The sequence below is a fragment of the Micrococcus sp. genome, from assembly GCF_034179925.1.
GTDB lineage: Bacteria > Actinomycetota > Actinomycetes > Actinomycetales > Micrococcaceae > Micrococcus.
Genome location: NZ_JAXFPG010000043.1, coordinates 17,735 through 40,758, shown reverse-complemented (window position 1 = coordinate 40,758; position 23,024 = coordinate 17,735). Strand labels below are relative to the sequence as shown.

General features: G+C 74.6%; 23 protein-coding genes. 7 read left to right on the top strand and 16 right to left on the bottom strand.

What is annotated here, in order from left to right; genetic code table 11:
* The 4 genes from pheT to SPI96_RS08550 form a co-directional block, all read right to left on the bottom strand.
* Window positions 1-2,577 (bottom strand): phenylalanine--tRNA ligase subunit beta, encoded by a 2,577-nt coding sequence (gene pheT / locus SPI96_RS08565; RefSeq protein ID WP_321081947.1) that lies wholly within the window; start codon window positions 2,575-2,577, stop codon window positions 1-3.
* A gap of 3 nt (window positions 2,578-2,580) precedes the next feature.
* Window positions 2,581-3,654: a phenylalanine--tRNA ligase subunit alpha gene (gene pheS / locus SPI96_RS08560; protein ID WP_321081946.1), complete on the bottom strand. Its 1,074-nt coding sequence runs from the start codon at window positions 3,652-3,654 to the stop codon at window positions 2,581-2,583.
* Window positions 3,655-3,894: 240 nt separating this feature from the next.
* On the bottom strand, window positions 3,895-4,536 hold the full coding sequence (locus SPI96_RS08555; RefSeq protein ID WP_321081945.1) for a pyroglutamyl-peptidase I: 642 nt from the start codon (window positions 4,534-4,536) through the stop codon (window positions 3,895-3,897).
* Window positions 4,537-4,728: 192 nt separating this feature from the next.
* Window positions 4,729-5,250 (bottom strand): NUDIX domain-containing protein, encoded by a 522-nt coding sequence (locus tag SPI96_RS08550; RefSeq protein ID WP_321081944.1) that lies wholly within the window; start codon window positions 5,248-5,250, stop codon window positions 4,729-4,731.
* Window positions 5,251-5,307: 57 nt separating this feature from the next.
* On the opposite strand from SPI96_RS08550, the gene SPI96_RS08545 reads away from it, so the two are divergent.
* Window positions 5,308-6,540 carry an MFS transporter gene (locus tag SPI96_RS08545; protein ID WP_321081943.1) on the top strand — a complete coding sequence of 411 codons (1,233 nt, stop codon included), beginning with the start codon at window positions 5,308-5,310 and terminating at the stop codon, window positions 6,538-6,540.
* A 127-nt stretch (window positions 6,541-6,667) separates the two neighbouring features.
* Entirely contained in the window at window positions 6,668-6,940 is a 273-nt protein-coding gene (locus tag SPI96_RS08540) for a GlsB/YeaQ/YmgE family stress response membrane protein (protein ID WP_321081942.1), read from the top strand.
* Between the two features lie 148 nt (window positions 6,941-7,088).
* Here the strand turns inward: SPI96_RS08540 and SPI96_RS08535 are convergent, their stop codons facing one another.
* From SPI96_RS08535 to infC, 4 genes are all read right to left on the bottom strand, one after another.
* Window positions 7,089-7,949 (bottom strand): RNA methyltransferase, encoded by an 861-nt coding sequence (locus tag SPI96_RS08535; RefSeq protein ID WP_321081964.1) that lies wholly within the window; start codon window positions 7,947-7,949, stop codon window positions 7,089-7,091.
* 187 nt (window positions 7,950-8,136) lie between these two features.
* A complete protein-coding gene (gene rplT / locus SPI96_RS08530; RefSeq protein WP_321081941.1) occupies window positions 8,137-8,523 on the bottom strand; it encodes a 50S ribosomal protein L20 in 387 nt (128 codons plus the stop codon).
* Window positions 8,524-8,613: 90 nt separating this feature from the next.
* The gene (rpmI, locus tag SPI96_RS08525; protein WP_321081940.1) at window positions 8,614-8,808 is read right to left on the bottom strand and encodes a 50S ribosomal protein L35; all 195 of its coding nucleotides are present in this window, start codon (window positions 8,806-8,808) and stop codon (window positions 8,614-8,616) included.
* Between the two features lie 115 nt (window positions 8,809-8,923).
* Complete coding sequence (gene infC, locus SPI96_RS08520) at window positions 8,924-9,856, bottom strand: translation initiation factor IF-3 (protein ID WP_414601933.1); 933 nt, start codon at window positions 9,854-9,856, stop codon at window positions 8,924-8,926.
* A gap of 360 nt (window positions 9,857-10,216) precedes the next feature.
* Here infC and SPI96_RS08515 point away from each other — a divergent pair, with 360 nt between their 5' ends.
* Entirely contained in the window at window positions 10,217-10,603 is a 387-nt protein-coding gene (locus SPI96_RS08515; protein ID WP_321081939.1) for a DUF1844 domain-containing protein, read from the top strand.
* A gap of 111 nt (window positions 10,604-10,714) precedes the next feature.
* On the opposite strand, the gene SPI96_RS08510 is transcribed toward SPI96_RS08515, so the two are convergent.
* Window positions 10,715-11,182, bottom strand: a complete 468-nt coding sequence (locus SPI96_RS08510) for a hypothetical protein (RefSeq protein ID WP_321081938.1) — start codon at window positions 11,180-11,182, stop codon at window positions 10,715-10,717.
* A 326-nt stretch (window positions 11,183-11,508) separates the two neighbouring features.
* Between SPI96_RS08510 and SPI96_RS08505 the strand changes: the two genes are divergently transcribed.
* Window positions 11,509-11,757: a WhiB family transcriptional regulator gene (locus SPI96_RS08505; protein WP_321081937.1), complete on the top strand. Its 249-nt coding sequence runs from the start codon at window positions 11,509-11,511 to the stop codon at window positions 11,755-11,757.
* 35 nt (window positions 11,758-11,792) lie between these two features.
* Here SPI96_RS08505 and SPI96_RS08500 read toward each other — a convergent pair whose 3' ends face one another.
* Genes SPI96_RS08500 through SPI96_RS08490 form a run of 3 tightly spaced genes read right to left on the bottom strand, consistent with a single transcriptional unit; the run spans window position 11,793 to window position 15,705 of the window.
* On the bottom strand, window positions 11,793-13,337 hold the full coding sequence (locus SPI96_RS08500) for a sensor histidine kinase (protein ID WP_321081936.1): 1,545 nt from the start codon (window positions 13,335-13,337) through the stop codon (window positions 11,793-11,795).
* Window positions 13,307-15,055 carry an ATPase gene (locus tag SPI96_RS08495; RefSeq protein WP_321081935.1) on the bottom strand — a complete coding sequence of 583 codons (1,749 nt, stop codon included), beginning with the start codon at window positions 15,053-15,055 and terminating at the stop codon, window positions 13,307-13,309. Before SPI96_RS08495 ends, SPI96_RS08500 begins: the two co-directional genes overlap by 31 nt.
* A 2-nt stretch (window positions 15,056-15,057) precedes the next feature.
* Window positions 15,058-15,705: a flagellar biosynthesis protein FlgA gene (locus SPI96_RS08490; protein ID WP_321081934.1), complete on the bottom strand. Its 648-nt coding sequence runs from the start codon at window positions 15,703-15,705 to the stop codon at window positions 15,058-15,060.
* A gap of 219 nt (window positions 15,706-15,924) precedes the next feature.
* Between SPI96_RS08490 and SPI96_RS08485 the strand changes: the two genes are divergently transcribed.
* Complete coding sequence (locus tag SPI96_RS08485) at window positions 15,925-16,149, top strand: helix-turn-helix domain-containing protein (RefSeq protein ID WP_321081933.1); 225 nt, start codon at window positions 15,925-15,927, stop codon at window positions 16,147-16,149.
* A gap of 60 nt (window positions 16,150-16,209) precedes the next feature.
* Here the strand turns inward: SPI96_RS08485 and SPI96_RS08480 are convergent, their stop codons facing one another.
* Window positions 16,210-16,773 (bottom strand): hypothetical protein, encoded by a 564-nt coding sequence (locus tag SPI96_RS08480; protein WP_321081932.1) that lies wholly within the window; start codon window positions 16,771-16,773, stop codon window positions 16,210-16,212.
* 161 nt (window positions 16,774-16,934) lie between these two features.
* Between SPI96_RS08480 and SPI96_RS08475 the strand changes: the two genes are divergently transcribed.
* Together SPI96_RS08475 and SPI96_RS08470 are read left to right on the top strand one after the other, a co-directional pair.
* Window positions 16,935-17,867, top strand: a complete 933-nt coding sequence (locus SPI96_RS08475) for a LysM domain-containing protein (protein WP_321081931.1) — start codon at window positions 16,935-16,937, stop codon at window positions 17,865-17,867.
* Window positions 17,864-18,415 carry an Rv3235 family protein gene (locus tag SPI96_RS08470; RefSeq protein ID WP_321081930.1) on the top strand — a complete coding sequence of 184 codons (552 nt, stop codon included), beginning with the start codon at window positions 17,864-17,866 and terminating at the stop codon, window positions 18,413-18,415. The genes SPI96_RS08475 and SPI96_RS08470 overlap by 4 nt, the downstream gene beginning before the upstream one ends.
* A gap of 72 nt (window positions 18,416-18,487) precedes the next feature.
* Here SPI96_RS08470 and secA read toward each other — a convergent pair whose 3' ends face one another.
* The 3 genes from secA to SPI96_RS08455 form a co-directional block, all read right to left on the bottom strand.
* Window positions 18,488-21,220 (bottom strand): preprotein translocase subunit SecA, encoded by a 2,733-nt coding sequence (gene secA, locus SPI96_RS08465; protein WP_321081929.1) that lies wholly within the window; start codon window positions 21,218-21,220, stop codon window positions 18,488-18,490.
* Between the two features lie 187 nt (window positions 21,221-21,407).
* Complete coding sequence (gene hpf, locus SPI96_RS08460; RefSeq protein WP_321081928.1) at window positions 21,408-22,085, bottom strand: ribosome hibernation-promoting factor, HPF/YfiA family; 678 nt, start codon at window positions 22,083-22,085, stop codon at window positions 21,408-21,410.
* A gap of 152 nt (window positions 22,086-22,237) precedes the next feature.
* Window positions 22,238-23,014: a ComF family protein gene (locus tag SPI96_RS08455; RefSeq protein WP_321081927.1), complete on the bottom strand. Its 777-nt coding sequence runs from the start codon at window positions 23,012-23,014 to the stop codon at window positions 22,238-22,240.
* Window positions 23,015-23,024 lie beyond the last annotated feature (10 nt).

Below are 23,024 nucleotides of genomic sequence, written 5' to 3'. Positions count from 1 at the left end.
TCAGCGCTGGACCGCACCGTGCCGTTCGGCGGCCAGCGCCGTCGCTGCGGCACGGGCCTCGGAGGCCTCCTCCGCGGTGAGCGTGCGGTCCGGGGCGCGGAAGCGCAGACTGAACGCGAGGGACTTGTGCCCCTCCGGCACCCCGGCACCGGTGTAGACATCGAACAGCTCGACCGACTCCAGCAGCGGGCCGGCGCCCTCGGCGAGCGTCGCCCGGACGTCCCCGGCGACGACGTCCCCGGCCACCACGAGGGCCACATCCTGCGTGCTCACCGGGTAGGTGGACAGCGCGGCGGCGACCACCGTGTCCGGGGCGGCGGCACCCAGGGTACCCAGGTCCAGCTCCCACACGCTGGTGCGCGCGGGCAGGTCCTCGGCCTCGAGCCACTGCGGGTGCAGCTCGCCGGCGACGCCCACGACCGTCTCCCCGTCCGCCCCGGCGACCACCAGCTCGGCGGTGCGGCCGGGGTGGAACGCGTGGTGGCGGCCCTGACGGACGGTCACTTCGGCACCCAGCACGTCCGCGACGTCCAGGGCGGCCCCGAGGGCGTCCTGCCAGTCCAGGGCACGCGGGCTGTGACCCGGGCCCGCCGGGGCGTCCTCCCCCAGGAGCACACCCGCCACATGCCAGGGCTGCTCCGGGATCCCGGCCTCAAGGTCCGCCAGGGTCGCGGCATCCGGGTGCACGGCACGCGGCGGCACGGACGCGGAGCCCTGCCGGCTGCCCGGCAGGAACACCAGGCCCATCTCCACGAGGGCCAGGCTCCGGGCACCGCGGCCCAGGTTGCGCCGGGCCGTCTCCACCAGGCCCGGCAGCAGCGAGCGCCGCAGGAACCGGAACTGGGAGGAGATCGGGTTGGCCAGGGAGACCATCGGCAGGTCCGCGGCGGCCTCGTCCGTGGCGGCCCCGAAGAGCGTGTTCTGCTCGGCGGAGACGAACGGGTAGGACAGCACCTCGGTGTGCCCGGCGGCCGCGAGCGCCGCGATCACGCGGCGGCGCTGGGCCTGGGCGCGGGTGAAGCCGCGTCCGGGCGGGGCCACGGGGACCACGGAGGGGATCTGGTCGTAGCCGCGCAGACGGGCGACCTCCTCCACGAGGTCCTCGGGGATGGTCAGGTCGGTCCGCCAGGAGGGGGCGGTGACGGTGAGCTCCGGGACTCGGCCGTCGTCGGCCTCGGCGACCTCGACCTGCGCGCCGAGGGCGCGGAGGGTCTCGACGACCTCCTCGGTGGTGTACTCCACGCCCACGCGTTCGGTGGGCCGGTCCGCGCGCATGCGCACGACGGCCGACTCGGGGCGGGTGCCGACGTCGGTGACACCGGGCTCGGCGGTGCCGCCGGCGAGCTCCACGAGCAGCTGGACGGCACGTTCGGCGGCCTCGTCCGCGATCTCCCAGTCCACGCCGCGCTCGTTGCGCTTGGAGGCCTCGGAGGGCAGACGGTGACGGCGGCGGGTGCGGGCGATGGAGACCGGGTCGAAGTTCGCGGCCTCGATGACGATCGAGCCGGTGGTGTCGGAGACCTCGGTGCGCTCGCCGCCCATGACGCCGGCCAGGCCGACGGGGCCGTCCTCGTCCGCGATGACGAGGTCCTCGGCGTCGAGGGTGCGCTCCTTGCCGTCGAGGGTGGTGAGCGTCTCCCCGGCGGCGGCGCGGCGGACGGTGAGGCCGCCGGTGAGCGTGTCCGCGTCATAGAAGTGCAGGGGCTGGCCGAGCTCCCACATGACGTAGTTGGAGATGTCCACCGGCAGGGAGACGGTGCGGATCCCGGCCAGGCGCAGGCGCGCGGCCATCCACGGCGGGGTGGGGCGGGACGCGTCCACGCCGGAGACGGTGCGGGCCACGAACCGGGTGCAGCCGGGGGTGCCGTAGATGGGGGCGTCGTCGGCGAGTGTGACGGGCAGGCCGGCGTCGTCCGCGGCGGGGGGCTCGACGGCGTCGGCCGGGTCCGTGAACGGCAGGCCGGTGGCGTGGGCGTACTCACGGGCCACGCCGCGCATGGAGAACACGTAGCCGCGGTCCGGGGTCACGTTGATCTCGGCGGCCTCGCCGCGCAGGTCGAGCACGTCGCGGATGTCGGTGCCGAGCTCCGGATCCAGGCCGAGGTCGGAGAGCACGACGATGCCCTCGTGGTCGTCGCCGAGGCCGAGCTCGCGGGCCGAGGCGATCATGCCGGCGGAGAGGTGGCCGTAGGTCTTGCGCGGGGTGATGCGGAAGTCGCCGGGCAGCACGGCGCCGGGCAGAGTGACGACGACCTTGTCCCCGACCTCGAAGTTGTGGGCGCCGCAGACGATGCCCTGCACCCCGGAGGGGTCGATGCCCTCGCCGGTGAGCGTCTGCTCCTGCCCCTCGGGGACCACGCACACGCTGCACCAGTTGATGGTCTTGCCGTTCTTCTGCGGCTCGGGCTCACGGGTGAGAACCTGCCCGACGACGATCGGGCCCTGCAGGGCGTCCGCCGGGCGGTGGACGTCCTCCTCCTCGAGGCCGACGCGGACGAGGTCCGCCATGACGTCCTCGGCGTGGTGCTCGGCGGGCACGGGCACGAACTCCCGCAGCCAGTCCAGGGGGATGCGCATGGATCAGACCTCCATTCCGAAGTGCTGGGAGAAGCGGATGTCACCCTCGATCATGTCGTGCATGTCCGGGACCTCGTTGCGGAACATGAGCGTGCGCTCCACGCCCATGCCGAAGGCGAACCCGGAGTACTCCGCCGGATCCAGGCCGGCCGCGCGCAGCACGTTCGGGTGGACCATGCCGCAGCCGCCCCACTCGATCCAGCGGGGCCCGCCCTTGGCGCCGGGGTGCCAGACGTCCAGCTCCGCGGAGGGCTCGGTGAAGGGGAAGAAGTTGGGGCGCAGGCGGATGGCGGCCTCCTCGCCGAACATCTGCCGGGCGAAGTACTCGAGGGTGCCGCGCAGGTGGGCCATGGTGAGGCCGCGGTCCACGGCCAGCCCCTCGAACTGGTGGAACACCGGGGTGTGGGTGGCGTCCAGCTCATCGGTGCGGAAGGTGCGGCCCGGGCAGAGCACATAGACGGGCGCGCCGCGCTCGAGCAGGGAGCGCATCTGCACCGGGGAGGTGTGGGTGCGCATCAGCAGGTGGGCCTCGGCGGGCTCCACGAAGAAGGTGTCCTGCATCTCGCGGGCCGGGTGGTCCGGAGCGAAGTTCAGGGCGTCGAAGTTGAACCACTCGGACTCGACCTCGGGGCCCTCGGCGATCTCCCAGCCCATGGACACGAAGATCTCCGAGACACGGTCCATGGTCAGGGACAGCGGGTGGCGGGCCCCGACCCGACGACGGCGCACCGCGGCGGTGACGTCCACGGTCTCCTCGCGGAGGATGCGCTCGGCCTGCTCGGCCTCCAGCACCTCGGTGCGGGCGGCCAGGGCCCTGCCGATGCGGGCGCGGGCACCGCCCAGCAGCTTGCCGGCCTCGGCCTTGCGCTCCTTGGGCAGGGCCCCGATGCCGCGGTTGGCGAGGCTCAGGGGTGCGCGGTCGCCGGTGTGGGCCAGGCGGGCGGCCTTGAGCTCGTCGAGGTCGGCGGCGGCGTCGAACGCGGCGAGGGCCGCCTGGACGGCGCCCTCCACCGCTTCGGCGTCCACGGGGGAGATCTGCGGCGCGTCGTCCGCGCCGGTCTCGGGGCTGGATGTCATGGGGACCACCTTCACGGATGGGTGCGGTCACAGGGTCGGTGCCGTGACGCCGGGCCCCGCGCAGGGGCGGTCCGCCCCGGAGGGCGGGGCCGGCGTCGGCCTTCGGGCCAGTCTAGTGTCCGGGGCGGACACCGCCGCCGCAGGCTGAGCACCATGTCGACGCCGTCCCCTCGCCCGACGCGCGGACCTGGATGTGGGCCGGGGCGCGGGTCGGGGCCGGCGTCGGTCTCGGTGTCTGTGTCAGTGCAGCGCGCCGCCGGGGACGTCGAGGTCCGGGCCGCCCTCCAGCGCCGCGAGGGCGGCCTCGGCCACGGCGCGGGCCAGCTGCTCGGCGGGCAGGGCCGGCTCCGAGGGCGACGGACGGTGCTCGAGGGACCAGGGCACGTGGACGAACCCGGCGGCACGGGCCGGGGCGGGGGCGTCGAGCAGGGTGTACATGACGTGGTTGCACACGAAGGAGCCCGCCGAGAGGGAGAGCGCGGCCGGGACGCCGGCGGAGCGGATCCGGTGGACGGCGCGCTTGACCGGCAGGGTGGCGAACAGGGCGGCGGGCCCGCCCTCGCGCACGGGACGGTCCACGGGGCGGTCGCCGGCGTTGTCCGGGATGCGGGCGTCCTGGAGGTTCACCGCGATGCGCTCCACGCGCACCCGGTCCGTGCCGCCGGCCAGGCCCGTGGCCACCACCGCCGTCGGCTCGTGGCGGGCCAGGGCGGCCCGCAGTGCCGGCCCGGCGTCGGTGAAGGCGCAGGGCAGCTCCACCGCGACGGCGGCCACGCCCTGGGACTGCAGCCGGGCCGCGGCGTCCCGGGCGGCGGCCAAGGACGGGTTGTGGGCGGCGCCGTCGAAGGGCTCGAATCCGGTGAGGAGGACACGCTCGGCCATGCCCGCCAGCCTAGCCCCAGATGGGCCGGATCGAACACTCTTGCGAGGAGATTCGAAGATGTGTTCTACTGGAACCATGCGATGGGAAGCGCAGACCCTGCGGTCCGGGAACGGCGACCGGCGGGTGGGTCCCGGCACTCCGGCCGGAGGGTCCGCCCCGCATCCGTTCCCGGGCCCGCAGCGGGAGCGGACTCAGCCCACGGGGTCCTGAGATCCGTCGTCGGCTTGGGTCCCGGCCCCGGCAGGATCGGCCAGGGCGGCCAGCAAGGCCTCCACGATGGGCCGGTCCGCCGGGATCCACTCGAGGGCGTGCAGCGCCTCGTGCTCCAGAGCCGTCCAGGCCAACAGGTCGTGGTCCTGGAGGGCGGTGGGCTCGGACGAGTCCGGCTCGAGGACACCGAAGAACACCCTCATCCGGGCGCCGTTGCCCAGCAGCCACCCGTCCGCATGGCCTGCGGTCACCTCCGCTCCCAGACGCACAGACGCCCCGAGCTCCTCGAGGAACTCCCGGCGGGCAGCCTCCCGCGCCCCCTCCCCCGGCTCCACCTTGCCGCCGGGGAACTCCCAGAGCCCGGCCAGGGCGGGCGGGGCGCTGCGCCGGGCCGCGAGCAGTCGGCGCGGGCACACCGCGCGGTCCAGCAGGGCCACTCCCACCACGGCACGGTGGGCGGAGGTCTCGGTGTCGGCCCGCGGGCCGGGTGTGGCGGAGGTCATGCGCTCAGGCTATCGGCCCGGGCCGTCGTCGTCGGTGCCCCTCCGTAGGCTGGTGCGGTGACCGCACCCGTTCCGCCGCCCGTTGTCCCCGCCCACCTCGCCGCCCGCGGCGAGGCCCTCCTCTTCCGGGGCCGCAGCGCTCCGCTGCTGCCCGCGATCCTCGCACTGGCCCTGGGGAGCTTCGCGATCGGCACCACCGAGTTCGCCATGATGGGCCTGCTGCCCCTCGCAGTGGAGGACCTCGGCGTGGATCTGCAGGCCGGCGGCATCCTGATCTCCATGTACGCGCTGGGCGTCGTGATCGGCGCCCCTGTGCTGGCCGCAGGCATGGCCCGGTTCGACCGCCGCCTGTCCAGCATGGTGCTGATGGCGGTGTTCGTGCTCGGGCACGTCGCCTCCCTGCTGGCCCCGGATCTGGGCACGATGATGGTCGCCCGGTTCGTCTCCGGGCTGCCCCACGGTGCCTACTTCTCCGCGGCCGCCCTGGCCGCCGCGCACCTGGCCGGCCCGGCCCGGCGGGGGGCCGCGATCGGCTGGGTCATGGCGGGGCTGTCCGTGGCCAACGTGGTGGGCGTGCCCGCCGCCACGGCCCTCGGCCAGGCCGCGGGCTGGCGGTGGATGTTCGTGATCGTCGCCGGCTGCGCCCTGCTCTGCGTGGGGGCGACGGCGTTCCTGGTCCCCCGCGTGCCCGCCCCCGCCGAGGCCACCGTGCGCCGCGAGGTCCGCGGGCTGGCCTCCTGGCGCCTGTGGGGCACCGTGGCGGTCGGCGTCATCGGCTTCGCCGGCATGTTCGCCCTCTACACGTACATCACCCCGCTGCTCACGGAGGTGGCCCGGCTGGACCCGCGGTGGGTCCCGGCGGTCCTGGGCCTCTACGGCGTGGGCATGGTGGTCGGCACCCTGGTGAGCGGGGCGCTGACGGACCGCGACCCGGTGATGACGCTGCGCCTGTCCTTCGCGTGCAGCGCGCTGGCTCTGCTCGGCGTGGTGGCCACCGCCTCCTGGTGGCCCGGGCTGGTCGTCATGCTCTTCCTCGTGGCGATCACGGGCTCCGGCATCGCCCCCTCCCTGCAGGTGCTGCTCGTCGACGCCGCCCCCTCCGCCCCCCAGCTGGCCGGGTCCCTCAACCATTCGGCTCTGAACATGGCCAACGCCATGGGGGCATGGGTCGGTGCTGCGGCCATCGGCGCGGGGGCTTCCCTGCAGGTCCCCCCGGCCGTGGGTGCAGGAATCGCTGCCCTCGGCGTGGTGCTTTCCCTCACGTTGATCCGCCGTCGTCCCGCGGAATGATGCGGTTCTGAGGATTCCATCGCAGAGAAACGGAAGAACCGGGTGGGCAGACCTGGCATGGGCGGCGTGTGCCCCGCTAACGTAAAGTCACGTACCCCGCATGTTTCATCACTGAAAGGTCATCATCATGGGCTTCATCGCTTGGATCATCCTCGGCCTCATCGCCGGTGCCATCGCCCGCCTCATCCTCCCGGGCGAGCAGGGCTCGGGCTGGATCGGTGCCCTCCTCACCGGTCTGCTGGGCGCCCTCCTGGGCGGCTGGATCGCCTCCGCCCTCTTCGACATCGACGTGAACAACTCGATCTTCGAGCTCCGCACCTGGATCTTCGCGATCCTCGGCGGTGTGATCGTGGCCTTCATCTGGCAGGCCATCACCGGTCGTCGCGGCACCCGCGTCTGATCGAGGCACGGCTCCCCTTCAGGAGCCTCCCGCACGGAAGGGGCGGGGCCCCGGAGACGGTGCCCCGCCCCTTCCGTCATGCAAGGCCCCTTCTGTCATGCAAGGCCCCTTCTGTCCTGCACGGCCCCTTCTGTCTTGCACGGCCCCGTCAGGCCCGGCGCGAGCGGGCCATGGCCGTGGCGTAGAGGCACACGGTGGCCGCCGTAGCCACGTTGAGGGACTCCGCCGCCCCAAACAGTGGCACCGCCACCCGGCGGTCCGCCACGGCGCGCTCGGCCTCATCCAGGCCCTGGGCCTCGTTGCCGAGCAGCCAGGCCGTCGGCGCCCCCACGGTCTCGGGCCCCAGCAGGTCCAGGCGGTCGGCGCCGTAGCCGTCGGCGGCCCACACCTGCAGCCCCGCCCCCCGGAGCGTCTCTGCGGCCTCCTGCACCGGCACCGCGAGTGCGAGGGGCACATGGAACAGGGAGCCGGCGGTCGAACGGACGGCCTTGGGTGAGAACGGGTCCACGCAGCCCGGCGTGAGCACAGCCAGCCCGGCCCCGGCGGCATCGGCCGCCCGCAGGATGGTCCCCGCGTTCCCCGGGTCCTGCACCCGGCAGAGCACCGCCACCAGCGGCGGCGTCTGCGCCGGGTCGGGCATCTCCAGGGCTTCAGGGATCCGGGCGACGGCCACGATGCCCTGGGCCGTCACGGCGTCCGACATCGCGGTCAGCACCTGCTCGGTGGCCGTGCGCACCGCCACGGGGCCGCCGGCGGCGACGACTCGCTCCACCAGATCCGAGAGGCCGGGGTCCCGCCGGGGCAGGTCCGGGTCCACGAACACCTGCGTGAGCACACGGCCGGCCGGCCACTGACGCGCCACCGGGGACGGCCCCTCCCCCAGGTGGGCGCGCAGGGCCTCCCGGCAGGACTGGGGGCCCTCCACGAGGAAGGTGCCGCTGCGGCGTCGGGCGGAGCGGCCGGCCAGGGCGGCCACGGCGCGGACCCGGTCGGCACGGGGGTTGTCCATGGGGGGTGCGGTGAACAGGGACACGCGGGGCCTCCTCGGGCTCGGGCGCCGGTCGGGCAGGACGGACGGTGCAGGCAGGATGGGACGGTGTGGGCGGGCGCCCGTGGACCGGATGCGCCCAGGGGGCGGGCCCGGGTGCGGGCCCGCCCCCTGGGCGGTGCGGTGCGGCGTAGGCCGCGGTGCGGGATCAGCGCGTGGCGGCCGGAGCGTTCACGTCGGCGGGGAGGGCCTTGCGGGCGGTCTCCACCAGGGTCGTGAAGGTGGCGGCGTCCGAGACGGCGATCTCGGCCAGCATGCGACGGTCCACCTCGACGCCGGCCAGCTTGAGGCCCTGCATGAAGCGGTTGTAGGTCATGCCGTTGGCGCGGGCGGCCGCGTTGATGCGGGTGATCCACAGGCGACGGAAGTCGCCCTTGCGCTTGTGGCGGTGCTGGTAGTTGTACACGAACGAGTGGAGCAGCTGCTCCTTCGCCTTGCGGTAGAGGCGGGAGCGCTGACCGCGGTACCCGGAGGCCCGATCCAGCATCGTCCGGCGCTTCTTGTGGGCGTTGACTGCCCGCTTCACACGTGCCACGTGCGTACTCCTTCTGTCTTTCGGTGCCTCGGGGTGCGTCTGCACCGCTCCGGGGCTCAGTGTGGGGGTCCGGTCCGCAGACCGGGGGGATCAGATGCCCAGCAGGCGCTTGATGGTCTTCAGGTTCGCCTTGGAGACCACCTGGTCGCCGGCGAGGCGGCGGGTCAGGCGGGAGGACTTGTGCTCCAGGTAGTGGCGACGGTTGGCCTGCTGGCGCATGATCTTGCCGGAGCCGGTCACGCGGAAGCGCTTCTTCGTGCCGCTGTGGGTCTTCATCTTCGGCATGGCAGCCGTTCTCCTTCGTTCTTCAGGTGCGACGCGCGGAAGCGGGTCGCAGTGCTGTTCTCCCCCGCCCCCTGCGGGACGGGTCGGTCTCGATCCCCCGCTGGGCGGGGGGCCGTCAGTCGCGGGGCCGGGGCTTGGGCGCCGCGCCCCGGGGGGCGGCGGGCTTGGGCGGGGCCCCCATCGGCTTGGGGGTGGCCGAGGGCTTCGGCGCGGCCGGCCGGGGAGCCGCAGGCTTCGCGGCCGCCGGCGTGGCGGGCTTGGGGGTCGCAGCGGGCTTGGCCGGAGCGGACGACGACGGCGCAGACGACGACGGCGCGGGGGCCGACGTCGGGCGCGGAGCCTTCGCCTGGGGCGCCGACGCGGGGCGGGCCGTGGCGGCCTCGTTCTCACGCTGGGCGGCGAACGACTTCAGCTGTTCCGGGAAGGCGTCCGCCACGGAGTTGCGCACCGGCGCGGCGTCCTTGGCGGCCTTCTCCTGGGCGCGCTCACGGGCTTCGCGAGCGGCCTGGTCGCGGCGAGAGCCGCCGCCCTTGCGCTCACGGTGAGCGCCGTCCGAGGACTTGCGCTGCTCGGCGCGGGCGTCGGCCTTCGTCTTCAGCGGGCCGATGACCATGACCATGTTGCGGCCGTCCTGGCGGGGCTGGGACTCGACGCTGCCCAGCTCGGCCACGTCCTGCGCGAACTTCTCGAGCAGGCGGATGCCGAGCTCCGGGCGCTGTTGCTCGCGGCCGCGGAACTGGATGATCGCCTTGACCTTGTCGCCCTGGCTCAGGAACTTCCGGGCGTGGCCGGTCTTGGTCTCGTAGTCGTGCTGATCGATCTTCAGGCGGAACCGGACCTCCTTGAGGACGGTGTTCACCTGGTTCTTCCGGGACTCGCGCGCCTTGACGGCGGCCTCGTACTTGTACTTCCCGAAGTCCATCAGCTTGGCGACGGGAGGCTTGGCCGTGGGGGCCACCTCCACGAGGTCGAGGTCCGCCTCGGCGGCGAGCCGGAGGGCGTCCTCGATGCGGACGATGCCGGCCTGCTCGCCGTTCGGGCCGACCAGACGGACTTCCGGAACGCGGATTCGCTCGTTGATGCGGGGATCGCTGATGGTGCTGCTCCTGTGCTGAGACGTGAGGGGGTCTCCGCGCCGATGCGGGGCGTCTCCACGAAGAAGGCCTCCCCTGCGCCGGCGCAGACGGGAGGCCTCGAAACGGTCCCCGAGGGGGACCCTTCATCCGCTGGGGGCGACCGCCGTGACGGCGGACGACCCCGTGAGGACGGTGACCCGGCAACTCGGCCCGGGGGTGCCGGGCGATCCTGCTGACGCGGGTGGGAGGAGGCCTCCACTTGATGCTCCCGACCCCGGACACCCCGTGCGGAGAGCCTGGGACCGGAAGTGGTCTGTGGGAAGCTTACCACCATGACGGAAGAGAACCCCACCCAGAACCGCCGCTCCCCCGCCCTCGAGGAGGCCGTGGCCCCCGCCGAGGTGCGCGAGATCCACGAGGTGCCGGCCGTGGAGGTCATCACCACCACCGCGGTGCACCTGATGACCGCCTCCGCCGTGAAGGTGGGCCTGGCCGACGCCCCGGACGCCCACGAGCTGGTGGACCTGGACGAGGCCCGCAAGCTCATCACCGCCCTGGCCGGCCTCGTGACCGCTGCCGCCCCGGAGATCGGCAGCCAGCACGCCGGTCCGCTGCGCGACGGCCTGCGCTCGCTCCAGCTCGCCTTCCGCGAGGCTTCCCCGTTCCCGGACGCCCCGGGCAGGGGCCCCGGTGAGAAGTTCACCGGCCCCGTCAACTGACGGGCCGCCCGCGCTGCCCCGGCACCGGCCCCGGGCCGCGCCTGCCCCCCCCCGCCAGGCCGATGGGTCACGGTGCCCGCCCGACGCGCGGGCGGGGCCGGCGTCGTCGGCTCAGCCCCGGGCGGGGGCGCCCAGGTGCGCGGCCACCGCGCGACTGAACAGGCAGATCAGCGCGGCCCCGGAGACCACCAGCAGGGCCGTCCCCAGCACTCGGTCCCCCAGGCTCATCAGCCACGTGGACAGCAGCACCCCGAACAGCTGGACCGCAACGCCGGCCCCGCGGCTCCACGCCCGCCCGCGCGCCAGGGCGACGGCGGCCACGGCGATCCCCGCCCCGATCACCAGGTGGACGAGGGCCAGGGTGACCGTCGCGCCGACCCCGAGCACGCCCGTCCCAAGCCGGCGCAGGGCATCCACCCCGAGCCACAGCATCGCCGCGGCCTGGAGCGCGAGAGCGGCCACGACAATCAGCACGGGGGCCGACAGGCGGCCGCGACGGCCGGGTCCGGCGGATCCGGTGGGCGGGGTGGGCCGAGCCGGCCGGGCGGGACCGGTCGGTCCGGGCGTGGTGCTGGGCATGGTGGCCGTCCTCTCCGCGTGCGGTCCGGGCCCGCCGTGGGTGCGGCCCGGTACCGCCACGGTACGTCCCCCCGTCGGACCGGGGCGGTGGGCCCCGAGGGCGCTGTGACCAACCCCTCACGAGCGGAGCGTGATCTGCGTCATTCACCTCTTGTTCGCCCCCAGTCCGCGTGCCAGGATTGCTGACACCAGATTTCCGGGGGCCGATCCACGCGCGATTCGGTCCCCGTCGCATTGACCGGGCCGTCCGCCGCGGGCCGCTGACCCTCCTCCGGGCGTCCGCCGTGGCCATGGGACGACCGCACCGACAGGAAGCGAGCACATCCATGGATTGGCGCAGCAAGGCCGCATGCCTCGACAAGGATCCCGAACTGTTCTTCCCGGTGGGCAACACCGGCCCGGCCCTCCTGCAGATCGAGGAGGCCAAGGCCGTGTGCCGCACCTGTGAGGTGGTGGACACCTGCCTGAAGTGGGCCATGGAGTCCGGCCAGGACTCCGGCGTGTGGGGCGGGATGAGCGAGGACGAGCGCCGCGCCATGAAGCGCCGCGCCGCCCGCGCACGCCGCGCCTCCTGACCCCGCGCTTCCTGATCTCGGGGCGGCCGGCCCGGTCAGTCCACCGGGATCCGGACCGTGGCGCGGGTGCCGCCGCCCGGCGTCGTGCTCCACCGGATGCTGCCGCGCAGCTCCCCCTCCACGAGGGTGTGCACGATCCTCAGCCCGAGCCCGCCGGCAGCGGACGAGCCCGGGAACGCGGCCTCCGGGGCCGGGGCGCCGGCCGCGGCCGAGGCGGTGGTGGCGGCGGGGTCGTCGGGCCCGTCCACCACGGACAGGACCAGCACCTCCCCGGCGGGCGTCTGCTCCCGGCGGGCCTCCAGGGCGACCCGGCCGCCGTCGGGCCGGGTGCCGTGCTCCACGGCGTTGGTGGCCAGCTCGTTGAGCACGAGCGCGGCGGAGGTGGCGATGTGGGAGGGCAGGTCCCCCACGGTGCCTGTGACCTCGACCTCCAGCGGCCGACCGTCCCCGGCGACCTCCACGGCCAGCCGGAACTGACGGCGCATCAGGGAGTCGCCGGAGACCTGGGCGGTGATCTCCTCGCTGAGCGTCTGGTGCACGAGGGCGATGGTGTCCACCCGCTGCATCGCCTGCCGCAGTGCCCGCTCCGCCTCCGGGGAGGAGGAGCGCCGCGCCTGCATCCGCAGCAGGGAGCCCACGGTCTGCAGGTTGTTCTTCACCCGGTGGTGGATCTCGCGGATGGTCGCGTCCTTGCTGATCAGGCGCTCCTCCTGGCGGCGCAGCTCGGAGACGTCGCGCATCATCAGCAGGGCCCCGCGGGAGCCCTCGGGTCCTCGCAGGGGCACGGAGCGGACGGTGAGCGTGGCCCCGTGCGCCTGGACCTCCGCCCGGCCGGGGCGCTGGCCGCTCAGCAGCGTCCAGGTGCCCTCGTCGGAGGGGCGGCGGGCCGCCTCGGTGCCCGAGAGCAGGTCCGTGAGGGTGTGGCCCGGGACGGTGGCGTTCACCCCGAGCCGGCGCAGGGCCGAGACGGCGTTGGGGCTGGTGAACGAGGCCCGCCCGGAGGCGTCCAGCACCACGAGCCCGTCACCCACCCGGGGCGTGCCGCCGATCCAGAACGAGGGCGGGTCCTGCGGGTCCGGCCAGCGGCCGTGCTGGATCATGTCCAGCAGCGTGCCGGCGGTGGCCTGGTAGTTGTCCTCGACCGAGGAGCGGGCCGGTCGGCTGTTCTGGTCCTGGTGGCCGCTGACGACGCCGATCACCCGGCCCTCGCGGACCACCGGCCACAGGCGCACCTCGAGGCCGGCGCCGGGCGCCACGAGCGGGCCCTGCCCCTCGGCGGGGGCGCCGGCGTGCCACACCCGGTCCACGAGGGCCCGCAGGTCCGTGCGGGGACGGGAGCCGACGATGTCCCGCTGGAAGAGGGTGGGCGCGGTGAACGGACGCACCTGGGCCATGGCGATGTAGCCCCGGGGGCCGGGGATGCCCTCCACGATCGGGGCCGGGCACCACAGCACGAGGTCGGCCAGGGCGAGGTCGGCCACCAGTTGCCAGTCGCCCACGAGCATCCGCAGCCAGGACCGGTCCTCCTCGGGCAGGTCGGGGTGGGAGCTCAGGGGGTCCGAGGCGAGGGGGCGGGCCATGGGATCAGCCTACGGCGCTTCGGGCGTCCGGCGGCAGCACGGGCCACGGCCGGGTCCCGGCGCGCCAGCTCCGCCAGCGCCCGGCGCAGGGGGCTCTGCGGTGCCGCCTCGGCCAGCACCTGGCCGCCGAGCAGGGCCCGGTCCGCCGCCGACGGGTCCCAGGGCAGGTGCGCCACCACGGGCAGGTCCGGCCCGTAGCGCGCCCACACCCCCGCGATCTGCGACTCCGGTGAGACCCCGGACGCCGCCGGCCGCACCCGGTTGACCACCACCTCGACCTCCGCACCGGAGGCCGCCTGGCCGAGTACCTCCACACCCCGCAGCAGGCGCGGCAGGGCGACGGCATCGGCCCCACCCACCGCGAGCACACGGTCCGCCGCACCCAGGGCGGCCAGGGTGGCCCCGTTGCGCTGCGGTGCGGGAATGTCGAAGGAGAGCTCCTCGTCCTCCTCCAGGCAGAAGCCCACGTCCACCACCACCCGTTCCCAGCCCTGCCGGGCCACCGTGAGGATCCGCTCCACGGCTCCGGCACGCACCTCGGGCCAGCGGTCCGGGCGGGTCACCCCGGTGAGCACGTCCAGGGGTGCCCCGGCCACCCTCACCCGGACGGCCGCGGCGACGACGTCCTCCACCGTCAGGCGGCCCCGGTCCGCACGGCGGGCCGCACGGGAGACCCCGGCCGACTCCTCGGTGAGCCCGAGGTGCACACCCACGGCCGGGCCGTAGGTGTCCAGGTCCACGAGCAGGGTGCGCAGCCCGGCCGCGGCGGTCTCGGCGGCCAGGTTCACGGCCACCGTCGTCCGCCCGGGAGCGCCGGTCGGCCCCCAGACCACGAGCACCTGGGCCGGCTCCGGCCGTGCCCCGGAGGCGGCGGCGTCGACGCCCGTGGCGGGGGCCGGATGGGGACCGGGCCCGGCCGGGGCGCCGGCAATGTCAGAGGTCGGCCGGGCCGGCCCCGGCTGCTCCGACACCGAACGCCCCGACACCGACTGCTCCGGTGCCGACTGCGTCGGCGGCTGGTGGGTCGGGGGCGACCCGGCCGGCGTCGTGGTCCCCGTGCCCTCACCCCCCGAACCCTCAACCCCAGTGCCCTGAGATCCGGCTCCCTGCGGCGCGGGGACACCCCAGACGGTGTCCGCCGCCGTGGCGGCGACCGGCGGGGCGGCCGGAGCGGTCCGCTCGGCGAACTCCACCGGGATCGACGGCACCGCGGCCCCGGTTCCCTCCCCTGTCCCAGCGCCCTCCGCCGCCATGGCCGAGCGGTCGACGTCACCCGTGCCCGCAGCGTCGCCCGCCCCTGCTCCGGCGGGGGCGCTCGCCTCCTGCTCGTCCGCGCCGAGCATCGGGTCCGCCTCCGCGCCGGTGACGGCCACACGGGCCACCTCGGCCACCACGCGGGCCAGCTCCAGCGGCGGGATGTCCGCGCGCACGCACGGCACGCCCAACTCCCTGAGACGGGCGCGGTCCTCGCGGACCTCGCTCATGGCCAGCACTCCGACCGGCCGGGCGGCGGTGGTGAGCTCCTCGAGCACGGCGGCGTCGAGGCGGTCCGCACCGTCGGCCACGAGGGCCACATCCACGAGACCGGAGCGGGCGACGGCGATCAGCTCGGCGAGGTCCGCGGCACGGCGGACGACCGTGACATCCCGCTGGGCCCGCTCCAGGGGCCCCACATGGTCGAGGCCGGGCAGGACGGTGGTGGCAAGGGCGACCCGCACGCTCAACGCCCCTCGAGGGCGGGCACCAGGGCGATACGCGCGTCCGAGACCTCGGCCTGCAGCATCCGCGGCAGGATGTCCTCCCCCACCATCAGCTGCACCCGGGTGGCGGGACGGGCCCCCAGGCCGCCGTCGATGCCCTGGACCTCGACGATCTCCACTCCCGCGGCGATGCGGCGGGGCTCCTCATGGCCGCGCCCGGTGGCCTTGGGCGCGGCGGCCCATACGTCCACGCGGGAGCCCACGCCCGTGCCCGTCGGGAGCGGCTCGGCCAGCAGCACGCCGACCGGGCTGCGCCGGTGCGGGTCCACATCCACGAGGGCGCCGGCCGGGACCAGCTCGCCCTGGCGGACGGCGCCGGCGAGCATCCGGCCCTCCGGGGAGGCCCCGTCCACGGGCACGTAGCGGTCCGCGCCGTCGCCGAGACGGACCTCCACCGGCACGAGGTCCTCCGAACGCAGCGCGGTGCCGGGGCCGACGTCGCGGGCCACCGCCCAGTAGGTCTGCGTGCGCTGGGCGCCCGCCACCAGGGCGACCACCCCGGCGACGGACAGCAGGACGAGCACCACCCCGACGATCAGCCGCGGGTCCCGCCAGCGCGGACGCCGGAGTCGGGCACCCTCGTTCGGCTCGGTCCGTCGCGTGTCCATGTGGTCTCCCCTCCTGTGGTCGGGGGCGGTGGGCGTCCTCCTGCGACGCCGTCACGCCTATTCACGCAGAAGGGTAGCCACAGCCCCCGCCCATGGCCACGCATGCCGGCACGATCTGTGGAAAAGTGGCCCTCCCCCGGGGCATGGGGTGTTCAATGGCCAGAGGGCGTGAGCACGCGTCCCCCGGACGATTCGATCCCTGGAGCACCTGGAGCAGCAGTGCAGCGATTCCTGACCCTCACCGACGTGGCGGAGATCCTCAACATCTCCGGCCACCAGGCCCGCACCCTCGTGCGCAGCGGCGAGCTGCAGGCCATCCAGGTCGGCGGGCGCAATCAGTGGCGCGTCGAGGAGTCCTGGCTCGAGGAGTACGTGGAGCAGCAGCGGGCCGTGACCCGCTCCCGCGTCCAGGAGTGGGCCCAGGCCGACTCTGCCCAGGCCTGAGCGCCCGCGGCATCGCCACTCCGCGCCGTCAGCGCGCCGGGGCATCACCGCCGCCCGTGCTCACAGCACCGTCCCGAGCGCCTGCACCCAGCCGATCCCCGTGAAGGGGACGGTCATCCCGCCCCGCACCGCCGTGCGTCGCCGTGCCTCGTCCCAAGCGTGCCGGGCGACGTCCATGTGGTCGGTGCCGACGCGGTCCACGGTCCCCTCGACCAGGGCCGCTCCCTGCACCCCCGTCACCCGCACGGGTGAGCGCAGCCGGGCCACCCGGCGCAGCACGGCGGCCATGGACTGCTCCGGCACGACGCCGCCGGGCGCCTCGCGCACAGCACCCAGCTCCCCCTCGACGGCGGCGAGCGAGGCCAGCGGGACGATCACCGAGTCCGCGGCGGCCAGCACCCCTCCGACCCAGTCGGCTCCCGTGGCCTGGACGTGCACGTCGAGCGCCTGACCTCCGGACAGGTGCAGCCGCAGGGTGGTGCCCACCGCGCCGCGCAGACGCGAGGGCAGATCCGTGCGGGACCACTCGGCCCGGGTGAGCTCCGCGGCGTCCGCCACGATCTGCTCCCGGGCCAGCCCGGCCCACCGCGCCTCGAGGTCCTCGAACAGTCCGTCCCACCGCATGGAGCCACAGTACGCGGCCGTCACGCCTCCCTGGGCATGTGAACAGACATCATCAAACGACATCAAACGACACCATTGACAACCATTCGACCCCTGGTGTTCACTGTGAGCAACACCCAGACGGTGGACACAGCCACCGCAGGCACGACGGCGGAGGGATCATGGCCCAGCACGGCAGGGAGAGGACACAGTCCACCCGGCAGCGGACACAGCACAGCCGGCAGCAGACGCGGGGGCAGGGCATCCGAGGGTCGGACCTCGCCCTGACGGCACTGCTGGCCGCAGCCCTGCCCCTGGCGGCACTGGCCGCCCACACCCTGCTCACCGCGGCCCCGGGCACGGACGCCGGGCAGCTCGGCCGCTTGCTCGGCCTCACCGCTGCGGTGGCCGGCGCGGCGCTGGCGGCCTGGTGGACGGTCGGGGTCCTCGGGCTGGCGCTGCTGGCGATGGGCAGCCGGACCGGCGACGGCCGCCTCCAGCGACTGGGCGAACGGATCACCCCGGCCGTGCTGCGCCGCGTGGGCGCCGCGGTGCTGGGGGTCCAGCTGGTCGGCACCCCGGCCGCGATGGCCGCAGAGGCGCCCGCATGGCACAGCACGAGCCCCTCCGCCTCCACGTCGGTCGTGGACACCCGGTGGTGGGCCTCCCCCACCGATGCCGCGGCGGCCGAGCCCGTCTCGCGGATCGAGTCCGTGCCGCGCCCCGCGCCGAGCCCGCACACCGGGGGCGAGCCCCGGCCCCTGCCGACGGCCGCGTGGACACCCGGAGCACCCACCACGCGCCCGCCCGAGGCCCCGGCCGCACCCCGGCCCCTGGCCGAGGCACCCACGGTGACAGTGCGGGCCGGCGACTGCCTCTGGGACATCGCCGCCGCGGAACTGGGCCCGGACGCCACTGCCCTGGAGATCGACCGCCGCTGGCGCGACTGGTACCGCGCCAATCAGCGCGTCATCGGACCGGACCCCAGCCTGCTGACGGTGGGCACGGTGCTTGTGACCCCCACCTTCTCCCCCTACGCCCCCGACGACGTCGTCCCGGCCACCACCGCATGGACCTCGCCGCCGGCCCAGCCCCCGGTGGACGGCCCCCGATGAGCCCCACCGAGACCACCGTCCGGCCCGACCTCGGCCGGCACGTCGACCGCTCGACCCCCACCGACCGCACGACCCGCACCCAGGAGGAAACGATGACCGCCCTCGCCACCGCGCCCACCCGTCCGGCCCCCCGGACCCGCGGCCTCACCGGCTCGCCACGCCTGACCCGGCCGGACGCCTCGGGCGACCGGCTCCGCCGGGAGCTGGAGCGGGAGGAGATACGCCGCGTGCGCTCGCTGGCCGCCGTCGTCGCCGTGGCCTGTGTGGACGCCGAGGCCGGGCGTCGGCCGCTGCGGGACCTCGCCGGCTGGCTGGCCCCGGAGGTCTACGAGAAACTCGTGCGCCGTGTGGACCTGCTGGAGCGCACGCAGACCCGGCCCTCCACGGGCGCGGCGCCCCGCCCGGTGGGCGCACGGGTGTGCGAGGTCGCCCCGGGACGGGTGGAGGCCAGCGCGACGATCCTCTGCGACGGCCACGCCCGCGCCTTCGCGCTGCGCCTGGAGCGGGGCCTGCGCCGCTGGAAGGTCACCTCGGTCGAGATCGGCTGATCGACCCGCCCCGCACACCGGGACGGGCCCGGGCGCACAGGTCCACCCTCAGGCCTGCACCCCGACCAGCCCTCAGGCCTGGTCGCGGCCCTGGCGCCGAGCCTGACGACGGGAGCGACGGTTCGTGCCCGCCGGGACCGTGCCGCTGCCGGTGTCCACGGTCTCCACCGCGTCTCCGTCCTCCGAGGGACCGGTCAGGCGCAAGGCCGCCGGACGCTGCGGAGCCTCCAGGCCCTCGACGGACACCTGCGGGGCCATGGTCGCGGCCCGGGCGTCCTTGATGCCGGGCAGCTGGGTGGGCGCGGGGGCGGCGGCGATCTGCGCGTGGAAGAGGGTCCGCACCGACTCCTCCCGGATGGCCGCGAGCATCGCCTGGAACAGGATGAAGCCCTCACGCTGGTACTCCACCAGCGGCTCCCGCTGAGCCATGGCGCGCAGGCCGATGCCCTCCTTGAGATAGTCCATCTCGTACAGGTGCTCCTGCCACTTCCGGCCGATCATCGACAGCACCACCCGACGCTCGGCCTCACGCAGCGGCTCCGCGCCGACCTCGGCCTCGCGGTCGTCGTAGGCCAGCAGGGCGTCGGAGACCAGCTCGCGGCGCAGCGTCTGCGCGGTCAGACGGCCCCGGCCGCCGGCGGCCGCCACGACCTCCTCGACCTCCACCCCCACCGGGTAGAGCCCCCGCAGGTCCTCCCAGAGCTTCTCCAGATCCCACTCCGAGGCGTGGCCCTCCTCCGTGGCGGCATCCACGATCGCGCCGACCGCGTCCTCCACGAACCCGCGCACCCGCTCACCGAGGTTCTCGCCCTCCAGGATGGAGCGGCGGTCCGCGTAGATCGCCTCGCGCTGGCGGTTCATGACGTCGTCGTACTTGAGCACGTTCTTGCGCTGCTCGGCGTTGCGCCCCTCCACCTGGGACTGGGCGTTCTGGATGGCCGAGGAGACCATCTTGAACTCCAGGGCCATGTCGTCCGGGATGGCGGCGCTGTTCATGATGCGCTGGGCGGCGCCCGGGTTGAAGTTGCGCATCAGGTCGTCGGTCAGCGAGAGGTAGAAGCGGGACTCGCCCGGGTCGCCCTGACGGCCCGAGCGGCCGCGCAGCTGGTTGTCGATCCGGCGGGAGTCGTGGCGCTCGGTGCCGAGCACGTACAGGCCCCCGGCCCCCCGGACCTGCTCGCGGGCGGCCCGCACGGCGTCCTCGGCCTCGGCCAGCACCTGCGGCCAGCGGGCCTCGTACTCCTCGGGCTGCTCCTGGGCGTCCAGGCCCAGCTCCTGCATGCGGGCCACGGCCGTGAACTCCGCGTTGCCGCCAAGCATGATGTCCGTGCCGCGGCCGGCCATGTTCGTGGCCACGGTCACCGCGCCCGGGCGGCCGGCCTGGGCCACGATCGCCGCCTCACGGGCGTGGTTCTTCGCGTTGAGCACCTCGTGGCGGATACCCGCTCGGCTCAGGAGGGTGGAGAGGTACTCGGACTTCTCCACGGAGGTGGTGCCCACCAGCACCGGCTGGCCGGCGGCGTGGCGCTCGGCGATGTCCTTCACGACGGCGTCGAACTTCACCTTCTCGTTCTTGTACACGAGGTCGTTGCGATCCACCCGCTTCCTGGGCCTGTTCGGCGGGATGACCACGACGCCCAGGTTGTAGGTGGAGGTGAACTCCGCGGCCTCGGTCTCGGCGGTGCCGGTCATGCCGGAGAGCTTGTCGTAGCCGCGGAAGTAGTTCTGCAGGGTGACGGTGGCCAGGGTCTGGTTCTCCGGCTTGACCTCCACGCCCTCCTTGGCCTCGATGGCCTGGTGCAGGCCCTCGTTGTACCGGCGGCCGGCGAGCACACGGCCGGTGTGCTCGTCCACGATCTGCACCTCGCCGTCGAGGACCACGTAGTCCTTGTCCCGCTTGAACAGCTCCTTGGCCTTCACGGCGTTGTTGAGGTACTGGATCAGCGGGGTGTTCTGGGCCTCGTAGAGGTTGTGGATGCCGAGCTCGTCCTCGACCTTCTCGATGCCCGGCTCCAGCACGCCCACGGTGCGCTTCTTCTGGTCCACCTCGTAGTCCACGCCGGCCTCGAGCCGGCGCACCAGGCGGGCGAACTCGGCGTACCAGCGGGTGATGCCGCCCTGGGCCGGGCCGGAGATGATCAGCGGGGTGCGGGCCTCGTCGATGAGGATCGAGTCCACCTCGTCGACGATCGCGTAGTGGTGGCCGCGCTGGACGAGCTCGTCCAGGCTCCAGGCCATGTTGTCCCGCAGGTAGTCGAAGCCGAACTCGTTGTTCGTGCCGTAGGTGATGTCCGCGGCGTACTGCGTGCGGCGCACGGACGGCTCCTGGCCCGCGACGATCACGCCGGTCTCCATGCCCAGGAACCGGTACACGCGGCCCATCAGGTCCGCCTGGTAGGAGGCGAGGAAGTCGTTGACCGTCACCACGTGCACACCCTTGCCGGTGAGCGCGTTCAGGTAGGCCGGGGCGGTGGCCACGAGGGTCTTGCCCTCACCGGTCTTCATCTCGGCGATGTTGCCCCGGTGCAGGGCCACGCCGCCGAGCAGCTGGACGTCGTAGTGGCGCTGGCCGAGGGTGCGGCCGGCGGCCTCGCGCACGGCGGCGAAGGCCTCGGGCAGCAGGGAGTCGAGGTCCTCGCCGTCGGCCACGCGGGCCCGGTAGCGGTCGGTCTCCTCGCGCAGCTCGGCGTCGGAGAGGGCGCGGAACTCGTCCTCGAGGACGTTCACGGCGTCCACGGTCCCCCGCATGCGCTTGAGCACACGGTTGTCGGAGACCTTCAGGACGCGGTCGATGATCGAAGGCACTGGCTCTCTCTGCTCCCTCTGCGGTGTGGCCGGGGCGCGGGGGCGCCGCCTGGCCGGTGCGCGGTCGTCCGGACAGTCTACGGTCACGGACGGAGGCCTCGGCGGACCGGACGGCACCGTGCCCGCACGACGACGGCGGCGCCGCCCGACACGGAGTCGGACGGCACCGCCGTCGCGGGGTGCGGGCTCAGGCCTCGGTGCCGCCCTCGGCCCGGTACGGGCGCTCGGTCCCGGTGGAGTCCGGCGCGTGGTCCGCCGGCAGCGACTCGTCCAGGCGGATCAGGCCGTAGCTCCAGCCGCGACGGCGGTACACGACCGAGGGGACGGAGGTCTCCTCGTCCAGGAAGAGGTAGAAGTCGTGGCCCACCAGTTCCATCGCGTCCACGGCGTCCTCGGCCGTCATGGGGGTGGCGGGGAAGGCCTTCTCGCGGATGGTCACGGGGGTGCCGGCCTCGGGGATGGTCTCGTCCGGGGTCTGCTCGGCGCCGATCGGGGGCAGCGGCGGCACGAAGGCGACCTCACCGGCCCCGCGCGAGGCCCCGCCCCGGCCGGCGCGGCGGTCCTTGCGGCGGTCGCGCAGACGGCGCAGACGCTCGGACAGGCGTGCGGCGGCGGCGTCGTAGGCGGCGATCTTGTCGTCCCCGTCGGCGGCGGCGCGGACGACCTCACGCGGGCCGCGGACCGTGAGCTCCACGCGGATGGTCCCGTCCGAGTGGCGCTGGCGGGAGACCTTCTCGACCTTCACCTCGAGGGCGGCGCCCTCCTCCGCGAGGGTCTCGAGACGCTCGGCCCGGGCCGTGACGTGGTCGCGGAACGCCTCCGTGGGGGTGATGCCGCGGGCGATGAAGCTGACGTCCAGGGTCATGGTGTCCTCCTGATCCGACTCACTCGGTCCCGACCGTGTGGAGTGGAGGCCTGCCCCTGACGTCGTCCGACCGGACGGAGCGAAGGGGCGGGGACCTCCTTCTAGCCGTGGGCGGGACGGGACCGGCGAGGCGCCGATCCGTGCCCACCACGCTAGCGGCCCCCGTCTGCCGGGGCCAGACCCCACGGCCCGAGCTCGGGCCGGTGCGTCCCGTCCGGCGGGAGCACCGCGGCCAGCACCGCCGCCCCCACCGGCACCGCCCCGGCCCGGCGCACGGCCGCGGCGAGGGCGGCCAGGGTGGAGCCGGTGGTGAGCACATCGTCCACGAGCAGCACGGGCGCGCCCCGGGGCAGGGCTCCCTCCCGCACCCGCCAGCGGCGCTCGCGGCGGCGCCGCTGGCGGGTCCCGGCACCGGCGTGGGCCGGGCCCATGCGCCGGGCCGGGGCGGGCAGCAGCGGGGCACGGACGACGTCGTCCCGCACCCATGCGCCCGGCAGACTGCGGCACAGCTCGGCCAGGGGGTCGTAGCCTCGGGTCCGGTAGCCGCGCCCGCCGCCGGGCACGGGCACCAGCACGGCTGTGCGGGCCGCGGGCAGCCGGGGGTCCAGCCGGGCGGCGGCCACGGTGCGGGCGAGGGCGTCCCCCAGCCGGGTGCGCAGGTGCAGCCCGTGGTGATCCTTGAAGGCGAGCACGGCGGTGGACACCGGGGGCAGGTAGGCGGCGCCGGCCATCACCGGCAGTGGCTCGCCGTCCGGGCCCAGGGGCAGGGCCTGGGCCCCCTGCTCGGCCCGGCGGGGGCAGGCGAGGGCGGCCTCGAGTGCGGCGGCGCAGCCGGGGCAGAGCCGGGTGCCGGGGGCGGAGCACACCAGGCAGTCGGCGGGCAGGACGAGGTCGACGAGGCCCTCGAGCAGGGCGGGGAGTGCGGCCATGCCACGAGCC